15 protein-coding genes are annotated in these 15,385 nt (G+C 65.8%); 7 read left to right on the top strand and 8 right to left on the bottom strand.

Translation table 11 applies throughout. From position 1 onward, the window contains the following. Nucleotides 1-12 precede the first annotated feature (12 nt). From N2604_RS37475 to N2604_RS37450, 6 genes are all read right to left on the bottom strand, one after another. The gene (locus tag N2604_RS37475; protein ID WP_260372929.1) at nt 13-570 is read right to left on the bottom strand and encodes an HNH endonuclease; all 558 of its coding nucleotides are present in this window, start codon (nt 568-570) and stop codon (nt 13-15) included. A gap of 204 nt (nt 571-774) precedes the next feature. Further along, nucleotides 775-1,752, bottom strand: coding sequence for a peptidyl-alpha-hydroxyglycine alpha-amidating lyase family protein (locus tag N2604_RS37470; RefSeq protein WP_260372928.1), 978 nt, complete (start codon nt 1,750-1,752; stop codon nt 775-777). Between the two features lie 127 nt (nt 1,753-1,879). Continuing rightward, nucleotides 1,880-3,643, bottom strand: a complete 1,764-nt coding sequence (locus N2604_RS37465; protein WP_260372927.1) for an NAD(P)/FAD-dependent oxidoreductase — start codon at nt 3,641-3,643, stop codon at nt 1,880-1,882. Between the two features lie 163 nt (nt 3,644-3,806). After that, a complete protein-coding gene (locus N2604_RS37460) occupies nt 3,807-5,333 on the bottom strand; it encodes an acyl-CoA synthetase (RefSeq protein ID WP_260372926.1) in 1,527 nt (508 codons plus the stop codon). Between the two features lie 23 nt (nt 5,334-5,356). Beyond that, nucleotides 5,357-6,541 carry an ABC transporter substrate-binding protein gene (locus tag N2604_RS37455; protein ID WP_260372925.1) on the bottom strand — a complete coding sequence of 395 codons (1,185 nt, stop codon included), beginning with the start codon at nt 6,539-6,541 and terminating at the stop codon, nt 5,357-5,359. A gap of 33 nt (nt 6,542-6,574) precedes the next feature. Beyond that, a complete protein-coding gene (locus tag N2604_RS37450; RefSeq protein WP_260372924.1) occupies nt 6,575-7,549 on the bottom strand; it encodes a nitronate monooxygenase family protein in 975 nt (324 codons plus the stop codon). A 180-nt stretch (nt 7,550-7,729) separates the two neighbouring features. Here N2604_RS37450 and N2604_RS37445 point away from each other — a divergent pair, with 180 nt between their 5' ends. Next, nucleotides 7,730-8,617: a LysR family transcriptional regulator gene (locus N2604_RS37445; RefSeq protein ID WP_260372923.1), complete on the top strand. Its 888-nt coding sequence runs from the start codon at nt 7,730-7,732 to the stop codon at nt 8,615-8,617. Here the strand turns inward: N2604_RS37445 and N2604_RS37440 are convergent. Continuing rightward, on the bottom strand, nt 8,614-9,267 hold the full coding sequence (locus tag N2604_RS37440) for a DNA-3-methyladenine glycosylase (RefSeq protein ID WP_260372922.1): 654 nt from the start codon (nt 9,265-9,267) through the stop codon (nt 8,614-8,616). The two genes, N2604_RS37445 and N2604_RS37440, sit on opposite strands and share 4 nt — an antisense overlap. Nucleotides 9,268-9,383: 116 nt before the next feature. Here N2604_RS37440 and gluQRS point away from each other — a divergent pair, with 116 nt between their 5' ends. Together gluQRS and N2604_RS37430 are read left to right on the top strand one after the other, a co-directional pair. Further along, nucleotides 9,384-10,253, top strand: coding sequence for a tRNA glutamyl-Q(34) synthetase GluQRS (gene gluQRS, locus N2604_RS37435; RefSeq protein WP_260372921.1), 870 nt, complete (start codon nt 9,384-9,386; stop codon nt 10,251-10,253). Between the two features lie 101 nt (nt 10,254-10,354). After that, a complete protein-coding gene (locus N2604_RS37430) occupies nt 10,355-11,614 on the top strand; it encodes an ATP-binding protein (RefSeq protein ID WP_260372920.1) in 1,260 nt (419 codons plus the stop codon). On the opposite strand, the gene N2604_RS37425 is transcribed toward N2604_RS37430, so the two are convergent. Then, nucleotides 11,541-12,434: a YihY/virulence factor BrkB family protein gene (locus tag N2604_RS37425; protein WP_260372919.1), complete on the bottom strand. Its 894-nt coding sequence runs from the start codon at nt 12,432-12,434 to the stop codon at nt 11,541-11,543. The genes N2604_RS37430 and N2604_RS37425 overlap by 74 nt on opposite strands. A 277-nt stretch (nt 12,435-12,711) precedes the next feature. On the opposite strand from N2604_RS37425, the gene N2604_RS37420 reads away from it, so the two are divergent. The 4 genes from N2604_RS37420 to N2604_RS37405 all read left to right on the top strand — a co-directional run bounded on the left by N2604_RS37420 (nt 12,712) and on the right by N2604_RS37405 (nt 15,312). After that, nucleotides 12,712-12,906 carry a twin transmembrane helix small protein gene (locus N2604_RS37420; protein ID WP_028178512.1) on the top strand — a complete coding sequence of 65 codons (195 nt, stop codon included), beginning with the start codon at nt 12,712-12,714 and terminating at the stop codon, nt 12,904-12,906. Between the two features lie 2 nt (nt 12,907-12,908). Continuing rightward, nucleotides 12,909-13,493: a cob(I)yrinic acid a,c-diamide adenosyltransferase gene (locus N2604_RS37415; RefSeq protein ID WP_260372918.1), complete on the top strand. Its 585-nt coding sequence runs from the start codon at nt 12,909-12,911 to the stop codon at nt 13,491-13,493. Nucleotides 13,494-13,618: 125 nt separating this feature from the next. Continuing rightward, complete coding sequence (locus N2604_RS37410; protein WP_260372917.1) at nt 13,619-14,368, top strand: electron transfer flavoprotein subunit beta/FixA family protein; 750 nt, start codon at nt 13,619-13,621, stop codon at nt 14,366-14,368. Next, entirely contained in the window at nt 14,368-15,312 is a 945-nt protein-coding gene (locus tag N2604_RS37405) for an electron transfer flavoprotein subunit alpha/FixB family protein (protein WP_260372916.1), read from the top strand. Before N2604_RS37410 ends, N2604_RS37405 begins: the two co-directional genes overlap by 1 nt. Nucleotides 15,313-15,385 lie beyond the last annotated feature (73 nt).

Raw genomic sequence — 15,385 nt, 5'->3', positions numbered from 1 at the left:
GCTGGCCCGCCCTTACGGATCCAGCTCCGTATCCCAGTACAGATAGTCCAGCCAGCTGTCGTGCAGATAGTTCGGCGGGAAGAGGCGGCCGTTGCGGTGGAGCTGGTGCACGGTCGGTGCGAACGCGGTCTGGCGCGGAAACATTCTTGCCTGTGCCGGCGTGAGGTTGCCCTTGCGCAAATTACACGGCGAGCACGCCGCGACCACGTTCTCCCAGGTGGTCTGGCCGCCTTTGCTGCGCGGGATGATGTGATCGAAGGTGAGGTCTTCGGGCGAGCCGCAATATTGGCAGTTGAAGCGATCGCGCAGGAAGACGTTGAAGCGGGTGAAGGCGGGGTGGGTGGTCGGCTTGACGAAGGACTTGAGCGAGACGACGCTGGGCAGCTGCATTTCCAGCGTGGGACTTCGAACCGCCTGGTCGTAATGGGCGACGATGTTGACGCGGTCGAGGAACACCGCCTTGATCGCGTCTTGCCACGACCACAACGACAGTGGGTAGTAACTCAGCGGCCGGAAGTCCGCATTCAGCACCAACACCGGCCAACTGCCTTGCGAGACATGTGCGTTCAAGTAACGCTCCCGGCCTCCAATGTACGCTGCGAAGCAGCATGTATTGACATACTACATGCAGCGTGACGGGATTGTGAAGCCCGTCGAGCGACTTATTCAGCCGCGGCCAATGCGGCGGCGGGGTGGCGAAGTGCCCAAAAACGCCGTGATTCGGAGAGGGCCGGGCGAGGCTTGGCCCGGAACCGCCGGGCAGGCGCCGACGCCTCATTCCGGTACCCGCTCCAGCTTCTGCAGGCAGCGCGTCGCGCGCACCGCGGCCGGCATCTCCTCGTCTGGAAAGCTGGTCTGCCAGTTGGTGACGCCGACCTCGCCGACATAAATATCGCCGTTCGAGTCCAGCGCGATGCCGTGCGGCGCCAGGAATTTGCCGCTGGCGACGCCCGGCCCCTCCTCGCCGCCGAGCCGCGCGATGCGATTTCCCTTGGCGTCCACGATCGACAGCCGCGGCCCGAGATTGGGCACATCGCGGTTGATGGCAAGGCCGGGGCCGAGCTCGCCGATCACGAAGGTCGGGCTCTTGGCCCCACCGCAGCAGCACAGCGCGCAGGGGCGGTGCAGATTGTTCCACTGCGTTTCGTATTTGCCCTCGCCGTCGAACACCTGGACGCGGTGGTTCTCGCGATCGGCGACATAGACCCAGCCGTCGGCATCGGTCGCGATATTGTGCACGATGTTGAACTGGCCGGGATCGGTGCCCGGCTCGCCCCAGCTCTTGATCAGCTTGCCGTCGGGCGTGAATTTGTGCACGCGCGCATTGCCATAGCCGTCGGAAACGTAGATCTCGCCCTTCGGCGACAGCGCGGTGTGGGTGCAGCGGTGGAACGGCTCGCCGCTCATGAACGGCGCCGGCTTTGCGGGGATGCCGATCGTCAGCAGCACCTTGCCGTCGGTGGTGCATTTGCGCACGGTATGGTCGCCATCATCGGTGCAATAGAGATTGTCATCGGCGTCGATATGCAGGCCGTGCGCGCGCGAGAACAGGCCCTCGCCAAAACTGCGCAGGAAATTGCCCTCGCGGTCCAGCACCACCATCGGGTGGGCGCCGCGGTTGAAGACGTAGACGCGGTCCTTGCTGTCGACCGCGACCGAGGCGACATCGGTGAGCTGCCAGCCGTCCGGCAATTTCGCGAAGTTGTCGACGACGCGGTAACGGTGCTCGCCGGTGCCGAGAATGGCTGGCATGGGTGGTCTCTCCTTTTTGTCATTCGGGGGCACGCGGAGCGTGAGCCCGGAATCCATCATACGGCGTTTTCGTGGATGAATGGATTCCGGGTTCGCACTGACGCGCGCCCCGGAATGACGATTGTGGTTACGTCCGCCCCAAAATCCCTTCCTCGATCGCCTTGATCTGCAGCGCGAGATATTTCGAGTTGATCCGGCATTGCGCGAGGCTGCCGGCGATGAACCAGAGGCCGGGCTGTTTGGTGCGCGCATACATGTTGCGCAGCTCGAAGCCGTCGCCAAAGCCCCAGACCGGGCCGACGCGAGCGGCGATGCCGTCGCCGAACAGCTTGCGCACCAGATATTCCTGCGGCTTGTAGCCGGTCGAGAGCACGATCAGGTCGGCGGCAATGATCGAGCCGTCCTTCATCCGCGCGCCCTCGGCAACGAAGCCTTCGATCTCGGAAAACTGCCTGAGCTTGATCTTGCCCTCGACGATGAGGTTGGAGCAGCCGACGTTGAAATAGTAGCCGCCGCCGCGGGTGAGATACTTGAACTGCCAGCCGGTGCCGGCCTCGCCGAAATCGAGCTTGAAGCCGACGCGGGAGAGGCCGTCGAGCAGCTCCGTGTCGAGCTGCTTCGACTGCTCGGTCAGCATCACATGCGTCTTCTTCGCGAGCGGCGTCGGCATCGAGGCCGCGATCAGATCGTTGTCCTCGAGCGTGCCCTCATTGTAGATCGCATAGGCCAGCTGCGCCGACGGCTCGATATTGGTGACGAGTGTCGGCGAGCGCTGCACCAGCGTCACTTCGGCGCCGCTGGAATGAAGATCCTGCGCGATGTCGTGACCGCTGTTGCCGGTGCCGATGACGATGGCGCGCTTGCCGGTCCAGCTCTCGCCGTCCTCGTAGCGGCTGGAATGTAGTAGCGTCCCCTTGAAATTGTGGAGCGTCGGAATCTCTGGAATATTGGCGATGCCGCTGACGCCGGTCGCCATGATCACATGGCGCGGATGCATGGTCCGTTTGCTGCCGTCGGCGCGCCGCAGCGTCACGGTCCAGTTGCCCTTGGCCTCATCATAGGCGCCGCCCTCGAACTCGGTGCCGGTCCAGAAGTTCAGCTCCATCGCATCGACGTAAGCCTCGAACCAGTTGGCGAGCTTGTCCTTGGGGATATAGACCGGCCAGCTCGGCGGAAACGGCATGTAGGGGAGGTGATTGACCTGCACCTGGTTGTGCAGGGTCAGTGCGTGATAGCGCTTGCGCCAATTGTCGCCGATCCGCATCTCGCGATCGACGATCAGGGTGTCGACCTTCAGCTGCTTCAGCCGCGCCGCAATCGCGAGCCCGGCCTGGCCGCCGCCGACCACCAGCACGGCCGGATCGCGGTCGGCATAAGCGCGCGCGGCGTTGCGCTGGTCGAGCCAGTTGGGCCCGCGGAAGTCGCGCGAATAGGCCTGGCCTCGCGGCCGCGAGGTGCCGAGCTGTTCCTCGAAGCCTTTGAGCTCGTCGAGCGCTGTCAGCAGGGTCCATGCCTTCAGGCGGTCGCCGTCGGCCGTGTCAGGGATGAGCCGGACAATGCCGCTGCCGCGGCCGATCGCGGTCTCGAAGTGGAAGATCGCTTCGATGGTGTTGGTGCCGGCGCGCGTCACCCAGCGCGGCGGCGCGCGGTTCGGAGCGATCTTGAAATGGGTCGGCGCCGCCTTGGGCCCGCGCGCCGTCAGCTCCTGCGTGATCGCATCGCGGCCCGCGATTGTCTGCAGGTTCCAGCTCAGCGCCAGCACATCGCGCCAGAAGCCGTCGGCGAGGAAGAGCGGGTCCAGCGTCGCGGGATCAGGTCTGCTTAAGGTGCGCTCGAAGTCGTCGAGCCAGCCTTGCGCGGCGATGGAAATATCCTGCGTCCGATCCAGCATGCGCGACCTCATGGCCGTCTTCGCGGCGGTTCCTCAGAGATCGAACGCTATACGGTTTCGCGGCCCGCCAAAAGCCGCGAACCCGAGCGGGGTCGGCATGCGGCCCTGCCCGGACGGAATAAGGCCCGGCATTCCACGCGTGCGGACGCGGCCGGCGAACGACCTAAGCGCCGCCCGGCCTGCGGTCCGCCCAATAGGGATCGCGCAGCTTGCGCTTGAAGATCTTTCCGGTTGCCTCGCGGGGCAGCGCATCCAGGAACTTGACTTCCTTCGGCACCTTGAAGTTGGCCAGCCGCTCGCGCAAGAAAGCCTGCACTGCGGCAGCGGAGAGCTGCTCGGCTTTGTCGGGCTCGATACAGGCGCACAGCCGCTCGCCATATTCCGCGTCGGGGATGCCGAACACGGCGCAATCGCGCACGCCGGGCATGGCGATCAACACGTTCTCGATCTCGGCCGGATAGATGTTGACGCCGCCCGAGATCACCATGTCGCGCTTGCGGTCGCACAGGAACAGATAGCCGTCCTCGTCGAGATAGCCGACGTCGCCGACGCTGACGAGACCGTCGCGCCCCGCCTCGGCGCGCGCCTGCGCTTTGCCGTGATAGTCGAAATCGGGCACCGCGGTCTGGCGCATGTAGATCTCGCCGACCTCGTTGACATCGCAGAGGCTGCCGTCGTCGCGAAAAATCTTGACGATGCCGCCTTCGATGGCGCGGCCGACCGTGCCGGGCTTCTTCAGCGCTTCTTCGGCCGAGTGCCAGACCGGGATGCCGGTCTCGGTCGAGCCGAAATATTCGTTGATGACCGGTCCCCACCATTCGATCATCGCCCGCTTCACCTCGGGCGGGCAGGGCGCCGCGCCGTGCACCACGAAGCGCAGCGACGACAGGTCGTAGCGCTGCCTGACCGCTTCGGGCAGGCGCAGCAGACGGACGAACATGGTCGGCACCATGTGGATATGCGTCACACAATGGCGCTCGATCAGTGCCAGCAACTCCTCGGCGTCGAACCGCGGCTGAAGCACGATGGTGCAGCCGTTGCGGAACGCCATCATGCCGTAGGAATGCGGCGCCGAGTGATACATCGGCCCGTTGATCAGCACCACCTGGCCCTCGCGCGGCTTGATGCCGTAGGCGATCGCGCCGACGCGCTCGGAGGCGGCGGCCTGCTCGGGCGGCATCGGCATGCGGCGCACGCCCTTCGGCATGCCGGTGGTTCCCGAGGTGTAGATCATCGCCGCGGCCCGGCGCGGCGGCTCCTGGGTTTCGGTGTGGCCGTCGCGCCAACGGTCCCAATCGGTGAGGTCCGCCGGGACCTCGGTCAGCTCATGGGGAATGGCGAAGGTCGCCGCCAGCTCGCGCGGTGTCGCGACCACGAGCAGGCGAACATCCTCCGGAATGCCGCCGCGAATTTGCGGCAGCAGGTCGGCATGGCAGATCAGAATCTTCGCGGCGCTGTCGGTCAGGATGTAGCGGACCTCCTCGGCCTTCAGGTGCCAGTTGATCGGCACTACGGGGCTGCCCAGTGCGGCGGAGGCCGCGACCACCTCGAACAAGACGAAATCGTTGCGCAGCATCATGGCGACCGGCGCGCCTTCGGCAAGGCCGAGGGTGCGCAGTCCGCTCGCCGCGCGCTTGATGCGCGCCTGGATCTCGTCATAGCCGATCCGGCGTTCGCCGCTGATGATCATGGTCTGTCCTATTCCGCTCGAGGCTAGCGATCGTCCAGCACGTCGCCGAAGCCGACCCAGCTCTTGCCGTTGAAGCGCCGCAGCTGCAGCTGCTGGAACGGCAGATAGTCGTCGGCGCCGGTGGTGACGGACATGCCGGGCAGCAGCAGCGGCAGCTTCACGTCCTTCAGCGAGGCGGCCTGACGCAGGATGTTGTCGCGGCTGAAATCATCCTTGCACGCCTTCAGCACCGTCATCAGCAGCGTCGCGTAATGGTAGCCGGCCGCATAATTGGAGTTGGAGAGGTCCGCATTCGGCATGTACTGCTTCATGAAGGCGAAATACTCCTTCACGCCGGGATCGCTGGCCCATTGCGGGTCCATCGTGTCCTTCTGGTTGCTCGACGAGATCAGGCCGACGGCGTTCTCGAGCCCGGCCGGCTCAAGGAACGAGATCGACGAGGCCGAGGTCGGCACGAAGAACAGCTCGGGCTTCCAGCCGATCTCGGCGACGCCCTTGATCATCTGCGAGGTGAACTTGCCGAGCACGACGCCGAACAGCACGTCGGCACCCGACGCCTTCAGGGTCGAGAGCTGCGAGCTGATCGTCGGCGCGCTGGTCTCGTAGGTCGCTTCCGCGACGATCATGCTGGAGGCCTTGTCGCCGAGCGCGCGCTTGAAGCCTGCGACATAGTCGCGGCCGAAATCGTCGTTCTGGGAGAGGATCGCGATCTTCGCGCCGGGCTTGGTGCGCAGCACGTGCTTGGCATAGACCACGCCTTCGGACTCATAGGCGGCCATGCCGGGCATGGTCCAGGGATATTTCTGCGGATCGGCCCATTTGGTCGCGCCCGAAAGCACGAACAGCTGCGGCACCTTCTTGCCGTTGAGATAGCGCTGCACGGCGCTGTTGGTGGCGGTGCCGAGCGAGCCGAACATCATCAGCACCTCGTCCTGCTCGACCAGCTTGCGGGTCTGCTCGACCGTCTTCGGCGGCGAATAGGCGTCGTCCAGCGTGATGAACTTGACCTTGCGGCCGTTGATGCCGCCTTCGGCATTGATCTTCTCGAAGAACGCCTCCTGCGTCCGGCCGATCGCGCCAAAGCCGGACGCCGGGCCGCTATAGGGCAGGGTCTGTCCGATGCGAATCTCGTCCGTGCCTTCGGCATGGGCGCCGCCGCCGGCGAGCGCCAGCAGGGACAGGCCGATCAACGCGGCTGCCAGCTTCATGATGTCCTCCCGTTTTGTTGCCAATCCGAAACGTCAGGCGCTGACGCGCATCAGGAAATCTTGCCTCGCCTGATCGAATTCACGCTTCATGCGCTCGACGAGCTCCGCCACGGGAGGAACATCGGTGATCTGGCCGATGCCCTGGCCCGATCCCCAGATGTCGCGCCACGCCTTGGATTTCATGTTGCCGCCGGAGCCGAAATTCATCTTCGATTTGTCTGCGGCGGGGAGATTGTCCGGATCGAGGCCGGCGGCGGCGATCGACGGGCCGAGATAGTTGCCGTGCACGCCGGTGAACAGGTTGGTGTAGACGATGTCGTGCGCGGCGTGCTGCGTCAGCGCCGACTTGTAGGCCTCGTCGGCATTGGCTTCCTGCGTCGCGATGAAGCGCGTGCCCATGTAGGCGAGGTCGGCACCCAGCGTCAGCGCCGAGGCGATGGCATAGCCGTCGCTGATCGCGCCCGACAACAGGATCGCGCCGCCGAACCATTGCTTGACCTCGCGCACCAGCGCGAAGGGCGACAGCGTGCCGGCGTGTCCGCCCGCACCGGCGCAGACCAGGATCAGACCGTCGACGCCCTGCTCGGCGGCTTTGCGCGCGTGCTTGACGTTGATGACGTCGTGGAACACCAGCCCGCCATAGGAATGCGCGGCCTCGACGATCTCCGCCGGCGGCCGCAGCGAGGTGATGATGATGGGTACCTTGTGCTTGACGCAGGTCTCCATGTCCTTCATCAGCCGGTCGTTCGAGCCATGGCAGATCTGGTTGACGGCGTAGGGCGCGACCTTCTTGCCGGGATTGCGCGATCTGTATTCGCCGAGCTCATCCTCGATGCGGCTCAGCCATTCGCCGAGCATCTCGACCGGGCGGGCATTGAGCGCGGGGAAGGAGCCGACGACGCCGGCCTTGCACTGGGCGATCACCAGTTCCGGGCCGGAGACGATGAACAGCGGCGAGCCGACCACGGGCAGCTCGAGCGAATCCTTCAAGAGAGTAGGCAGCGCCATCATGTCCTCCCGAAACGCGGCCCCGCCGGCGGGCGGGTGACGAGGCGTTTCCGTGTTGATTGTCGCGCGGGCGGATGGGCCGCCCATGGCCGCGGATTTGATCCCATTATAGGGTTGGACGGCGCGGCCCGGCCGTTCAATAATGAACCGATGATCATTCAGGTATGAACAGGACCGCCGATGGATTGGGACCTTTGCAAGACCTTCGTCGCGGTCGCCGATACCGGCAGCTTCACGGCCGCCGCCCGCCGCCTGCACACCAGCCATCCTACCGTCAGCCGCAAGATCGCGGCGCTGGAAGCCCAGCTCGGCACCCGATTGGTGGCGCGCGCCGCCGACGGCCTGGCGCTGACCGCGGATGGACGGACTTTGCGCGAGCACGCCGAGGCCATGGCGGCCGCAGCGCTCCGGGCCGAGACCGCAGTCGCCGCGGGTGGACACAAGGCGCGCGGCATCGTCAAGCTGTCGATCGGCGCGACGCTGGCCTCGCACTGGCTGATGCCGCGTCTGCCTGCCTTCCTGCGTGCGCACGATCATATCCAGCTCGAGATCATCACCCATCCGTTTCCGGCGAGCGTGCGCCGGCGTGAGGCGGACGTGGTGCTGCGGCCCTTCGACAGCGGGGAGGAGAACCTGGTCGGCCGCAAGATCGGCCGTCTCGGCACGGGCTTCTATGCCTCGCGCGATTATGCCGCCGGGCGGCCCCTGCCTGAACGGCGCGGCGATTGGAAGGAGCACAGCGTGATCGGCTTCGCCGACCAGACCTCCAATGCGCAGCTTGCGCGCTGGAGTGACGTCGTCACGCGGCAGGCGAGGGTAGCGATGCGCTGCTCGTCCCAGGGGGACATGCTGGCGGCGGTCCGCGCCGGCATCGGAATCTCCGCGCTGTCGTGCTTCGTCGCCGAAAGCTATTCCGATCTCATGCGCGTCGCCCCGCAAAAGCTCGCCAGCGTCGCGGATCTCTGGCTGCTGGCCCATCCCGACCTCGTCGAGCTCCCGGCGGTGCGCGCCGTGATCGATTTCGTCGCCGAATGCGCCCGGACCGACCGCGCGCGGCTGCGGGGTTAGCCCGATCCCGCGAGCACGCCCTCACGCTTCTTCACCGCGCGATAATAGCTCCACCACAGATGTGCCGCCGCGCCGCGCAGAGGACGCCAGGGTTCGGCGAGCGGCGCCATTTGCTTCTCTGTCGGCCGCGCCTTGAGGCCGAGGCCGATCTTGATGCCCTCCTGCACGGCAAGATCGCCGGCTGGCCAGGCATCGCCATGGCCGAGGCAGAACAAGAGGTAAAGGTCGGCCGTCCAGGGCCCGATGCCGGGCAGCGCGATCAGGGTGTGATGCGCCGCGTCGGCGTCCTCCTCCGCGAGCACGTCGAGGTTCAGCCGCTGCGCGGCGATCTCGCGGGCGAGATGCTTGAGCGTCTTGATCTTGGCGGCCGAGAGGCCGAGCCGCCCCAGCCGGTCGGCGCGGGCGCGGCGCACGGCGTCATGGTCGAACGGATCGAACGCCGCCGACAGCCGTCCCCAGATCGCCGTGGCACTCGCGGTGGAGAGCTGCTGCCCGCAGACGATGTGCGCGAGCCCCGTAAACCCCGGCTCGCGCCGCCGCAACGCCGGCATGCCCGCGATCTCGAGCACGGGCTTGAGACGCGGATCGCGCTTGATCAGCGCGTGAACGGCCTCTTCGAGATCTGACTGGGTTTCAAGGTGGATGGTCATGAAGGCCCTGCTCGTCATGCGCGGGCTTGACCCGCGCATCCATCTCCTATCGTAACAGAGTCTTGGAAGATGGATGGCCGGGTCAAGCCCGGCCATGACAAGTCTCGTGAGAATCCATGCCACCCGTTTTCCGATTTGCCCCCAGCCCCAACGGCTTCCTGCATCTCGGCCACGCCTATTCCGCGCTGCTCAACTTCGATCGAGCGCGCGAGTCCGGCGGCCAATCGCTGCTGCGGATCGAGGACATCGACGCGACGCGGTGCCGGCCGGAGTTCGAGGCGGCGATCTATGAGGATCTCGCCTGGCTCGGAATTGCCTGGGAGACGCCGGTGCGGCGGCAATCCGAACATCTCGCGGATTATCGCACTGCGCTGGAAAAGCTCTCTGCGCTCGGTCTCGTCTATCCCGCCTTCGAAAGCCGTGCCGAGATCGCAAGACTGGTGGCGGCGCGCGAGGCCGTCGGGCCGTGGCCGCGCGATCCCGACGGCGCGCCGCTTTATCCGGGCGACGCCAAATCACTCTCGGCTGACGAGCGGACACGACTGATCGCCTCGGGCGGGCCCTATGCGCTGCGGCTCGACATGGCGGCCGCCTGCCGCCGCGTCGCCGGCCTGAGCTGGAACGAGCTCGGCGAGGGGCCGGATGGCGAGCGCGGCATCGTCCCGGCGCGGCCGGAGGCCTGGGGCGATGTCATCCTGGCGCGCAAGGAGACGCCGACCAGCTACCATCTCTCGGTGGTTGTCGACGACGCGCTCCAGGGCGTCAGCGAGATCGTGCGCGGGCAGGACCTGTTTCATGCGACGTCGGTGCACCGCCTGCTCCAGGTCCTGCTCGGCCTGCCCGAGCCGGCCTATCGCCATCACCGGCTGATTCGCGATGAAGCGGGTCGGAAGCTGTCGAAATCGAGCCGCTCGACCGGGCTGCGCGAATTGCGCGCGGCCGGCGTCACGCCTGCCGCCATCTGCCAGCTGGTGGGATTAGGTTAAGTTTCTCTGGGGGTTAGCTTAACCTCGCCGTGACTCCGGGTGTTCCTCCGTGCCATGCTTGGCCCGCGCGGGGTTCGAAGAGGGTACTTCGAAGGGGATTCATGGCGGCGAAGACGCGTCCAGTGCGCACCACCCGGACATCCAGGCGGCGGCCGCTTCGGAAGCGGGCCGGGCCGGCCGGCCGGCTGCGCAAGCGCAGCACCAAGGCGGTTGCGCCGGATGTCGTCCAGGCGGCGCTGGCCGCTTTTGCCCATGAGGTCCGCACCCCCCTGACCGGCATTCTCGCGATCAGCGACCTGCTCGCGACCTCCGATCTCGGCGAGCGGGAGCGGCGCTGGGCCGACACCATCAAGGCCGGCGCCGAGCATCTGGCGAGCCTCGCCACGCTGTTCGTGGATGCTGCCAAAACGGGGAAGGGCGGCAGCACGCCGCGGCAGGACCTGTTCGATCTCAAGGCGCTCGCCCGCACCGCCGGCGATTCGCTGGCCGGCCGCGCCGCGGCCAAAGGTCTCCAGGCCAAGATCGACATCGCCGACAAGATCCCCGGGCTCGTGGTCGGTGATTCCGTCCGCCTGCGCGCTGCGCTCGAGAACCTGATCGACAACGCCGTGAAATTCACCGACCAGGGCGGAGTGGCCCTCGCCGTCGGACCGCGGCGTCCCGCCAAAGGCAAAGCAAAGGACAAAAGCAGGGTCGGCGTCGCCTTCGCGGTGTCCGACAGCGGCATCGGCCTGACCATGGCCGAGATCAAGCGGCTGTTCCGCCCGTTCACCCAGGCCAATGTCACCATTGCCTCACGCTTCGGCGGCGCCGGCTTGGGGCTCTCCTCGGTCAAGCAATTGGCGCGGGCGATGGGCGGCGACATCACCGTCGCTCCGCGCCGCGGCGGCGGCGCCACCTTCACATTGACGGTGTCGCTGGACGCGGCGGGACCGGGCAAGACCCGCAAGGCGAAGGACGGCAGCGAGCCCGAGGCGGTGGCTGCGCTCCGCGTGCTCAGCGTCGAGGACAATCCGTTCGGCCGCGTCGTGCTCAACACCATCCTGACCGAGCTCGGCCATCATGCCGAATTCATCGGCCGCGGCGAGGACGCCGTGAACCGGCTGGAGCAGGGTGCGTTCGACGCGGTGCTGATGGACATGGTGCTGCCGGGCATCGACGGCATCGAGGCGATCAAGCGGATCCGCGGGCTGCCGACGCCGCTGGCTCAGATCCCGATCATCGGCGTGTCCGGCCGCGGCGAGGACGAGGCAGCCTCGCGCGAAGCCGGGGCCGACGCCTTCCTGGTCAAGCCTGTGTCTCCGCGGGCGCTAGCGACTGCGCTGCTTGAAGCGACACGCCGTGAGGAAGCCGCGACTTGATGATCGCGGCGTTCAGCTCGCCGCCGTAAACGAAGATTGCGGCGATGAAGTACAGAAACACCAGCGCGATGATCACCGAGGCGAGCCCCGCATACATCGTCACGTAGTTGTTGGCAAAGCGGGCCAGGTATTGGCCGAACACGATGCTCGAGATCAGTGACGCCACGATGGTGAAAACGATGCCGGGCAATATCTGCAGGAAGCTGCGCCGTCCCGCCGGCAGCCAGGCGTGCAGGATGAGCAGTGCGATCACCAGCGCGCCGATGGAGATGCCGTAGCGCACCCAGGTGAGGATGCTCTCGTTGGATTCGACGAACAGCGGAATGTGGCGCCGCGCCGCCTCGATAATGAGCGGACCGAGCACGATCAGGAACGCCATGGCAAGCGCCGTGAACGCCGCAATGATCGTATAGGCAATCGATTCCAGCCGGAGCCAGTACCAGCTTCGCATCTCCACCACCGCATAGGCGCGGTTGAGCGCGACCCGCAGTGCCTCGACGCCGTTCGAGGCGAAATAGACCGACAGCGCTGCGCCGATGGTCAAAAGGCCGGTCCGGGTGGTGGTCAGCACGTCATGCACCTCGCCCGAGATCGAATCGGCGACTTGCTTGGGCCAGACCTGGAGCATCAGGCTGGCGGCCTGGTCGGCGAGTTCCTTGGAGCCGAAGAAGCCGGCGAGCGCGGTCAGCACGATCAGGAATGGGAACAACGCCATCAGCGTCGACAACGCGATATGGCTTGCGATCGCCCAGCCGTCGTCGGCGAGGAACGTGTAGAACGCGTCCATCACGACGACGTAGATGTAGCGGACCGCTTTCACGTGGCACCTACACCGCTGCTCTCTCCCCCTGCGCGTAGGGAGAGATCGGGAGAACAGGCAATGGGCGCAAATCGAAAATCATAGCGCTACCATCTGATATTATTGGCTCAAAAGCCAGATCGCGAACGCCCCCGCCGTCATTCCGGGGCGCGCGCAGCGCGAGCCCGGAATCCATTTCGCCGCAGAGCAAATGGCGCGATGGATTCCGGGCTCGACGCGCCGGAATGACGAACGGGGGAGATGGCGAACCGCTGCGCACGGTGTTATCTACCCGCAAATGGCATCTCTCCTGAGTACTTTCATCCTGCCGGCCGCAGCTGGCGCCGTGGCGCTGGTGCTGCTGCTCGGGCTCATCAACATGATGCGCGGCGGCTCGCCCAACACCTCGCAGAAGCTGATGCGCTGGCGCGTGCTGCTTCAGTTCGTGGCGATCATCATCGCGATGCTCGCGGTCTGGGCGATGGGACGCTGATCATGGTCGTACTCAATCGCATCTACACGAAGACCGGTGACGACGGCACGACGGCGCTCGGAACCGGCGAGCGGCGTCCGAAATACGATCTGCGCATCGAGGCCTATGGCACCGTCGACGAGACCAACGCCGCGATCGGCGTGGTCAGGCTCCACACCGGGGAGATGCCCGAGCTCGACGCGATGCTCGGCCGCATCCAGAACGATCTGTTCGATCTTGGTGCCGATCTCGCGGTGCCGGAGCGCCAAGACAAGGACAAAGGCAAGGCCGAGCGGCTGCGGGTGGTGGCGAGCCAGGTCGAGCGGCTCGAGCGCGACATCGACACGCTCAACGACAAGCTCGCGCCGCTGACCTCCTTCGTGCTGCCCGGCGGCACGCCGGCCGCGGCCCATCTGCATGTGGCGCGTACGATATGCCGCAGGGCGGAACGCGTCATCGTGGAACTGGCGGCCCAACCGGGCGAGCCGGTCAGCGCGGCTGGCATCCAATATATGAACCGCCTGTCCGACTTTCTGTTCGTGGCCAGCCGGGCCGTGAACGGCAATGGCGCCGGCGACGTGCTCTGGGTTCCAGGCCAGAACCGCTGACCCATCGCGCTCCCGCATTTCAGAAGGCCAAAATTAGACCCGTTCGCGCGTTGACCGGGGCAGATCAGGCCTTTAGGTTCCGCGCCAGTTGATAACCCCCCTCCTAGTTGAGTGAAAGAGGATCGATGAAGGTCTTAGTGCCGGTAAAGCGGGTGGTCGATTACAACGTCAAGGTCCGCGTCAAGGGCGATGGATCGGGCGTTGAACTCGCCAACGTCAAGATGTCCATGAACCCCTTCGACGAAATCGCAGTCGAGGAAGCGCTGCGCCTGAAGGAAGCCGGTAAGGCCACCGAGGTCGTGGTGGTTTCGATCGGACCGGCGCAGGCGTCCGAGACGATCCGCACCGGTCTTGCCATGGGCGCCGATCGCGGCATCCTGGTGAAGGCGGAAGGCACCGTCGAGCCGCTCGCCGTCGCCAAGATCCTGAAGAAGGTTGCGGAAGAAGAGCAGCCGGGCCTGATCATTCTCGGCAAGCAGGCGATCGACGATGACTCGAACCAGACCGGTCAGATGCTGGCCGCGCTGCTCGGCTGGTCGCAGGCGACCTTCGCCTCCAAGCTCGAGGTCGAAGGCTCTGACTTCAAGGTGACGCGCGAAGTCGATGGCGGCCTGCAGACCGTGAAGCTGAACGGACCGGCGATCGTCACCACCGATCTTCGCCTCAACGAGCCGCGCTACGCCTCGCTGCCCAACATCATGAAGGCGAAGAAGAAGCCGATCGCGGAGAAGACCGTCGCCGATTACGGCGTCGACATCGCCGCGCGTCTCGAAGTTCTGAAGACGGCCGAGCCCGCGGGCCGCAAGGCCGGCGTCAAGGTCAAGGACGTCGCCGAGCTGGTGTTGAAACTCAAGAACGAAGCCGGGGTGCTCTGATGACGACGCTTCTGATTGCCGAACACGACAATGCGTCGCTCAAGGACGCCACCAACAAGGCCCTGACCGCAGCGGCCGCGCTCGGTGCGGATGTCGAGGTGCTGGTTGCCGGCCAGAACGCCAAGGCCGCGGCGGATGCCGCCGCCAAGCTCGCCGGCGTGAAGAAGGTGCTGCTCGCCGATGGCGACCTCTACGCGCACGATCTCGCCGAGCCGCTGGCTGCGCTGGTCGTGTCGCTGGCGTCCGGCTATGACGCGATCGTCGCGCCGGCGACCTCGCGCTTCAAGAACGTGATGCCCCGCATTGCCGCTCTGCTCGACGTCATGCAGGTCTCGGAGATCATCAAGGTGGTCGCCCCCGATACCTATGAGCGTCCGATCTATGCCGGCAACGCCATCCAGACGGTGAAGTCGAAGGACGCCAAGAAGGTCATCACGGTCCGCACCTCCACCTTCGCCGCAGCAGGCGAAGGCGGCAGCGCCCCGGTCGAGGCCGTGGCGGCGGCCGCTGATCCGGGCCTGTCGACTTTCGTCGGTGAGGAAGTCGCCAAGAGCGATCGTCCCGAGCTGACCTCGGCCAAGATCATCGTCTCGGGTGGCCGCGCCATGCAGAGCCGCGAGAACTTTGCCAAGTACATCGAGCCGCTCGCGGACAAGCTTGGGGCCGGTGTCGGTGCCTCGCGCGCCGCGGTCGACGCTGGCTATGCTCCGAACGACTGGCAGGTCGGCCAGACCGGCAAGGTCGTGGCCCCCGAACTCTATGTCGCGGTCGGCATTTCCGGCGCGATCCAGCATCTGGCCGGCATGAAGGACTCCAAGGTGATCGTCGCGATCAACAAGGACGAGGACGCGCCGATCTTCCAGGTCGCCGATTACGGCCTGGTCGCCGATCTCTACCAGGCGGTTCCGGAGCTGACGGCCGAACTCGGCAAGCTCGGCAAGTAAAAGGCATCGAAAACACCGGCCGGAGGTATAAACTCCGGCCGGTGTTGCATTTCTGAGGCGTTTTCTTTGGCGT

This window comes from Bradyrhizobium sp. CB1015, from assembly GCF_025200925.1.
GTDB lineage: Bacteria > Pseudomonadota > Alphaproteobacteria > Rhizobiales > Xanthobacteraceae > Bradyrhizobium.
This window is presented reverse-complemented; position numbering and strand designations above follow the sequence as displayed.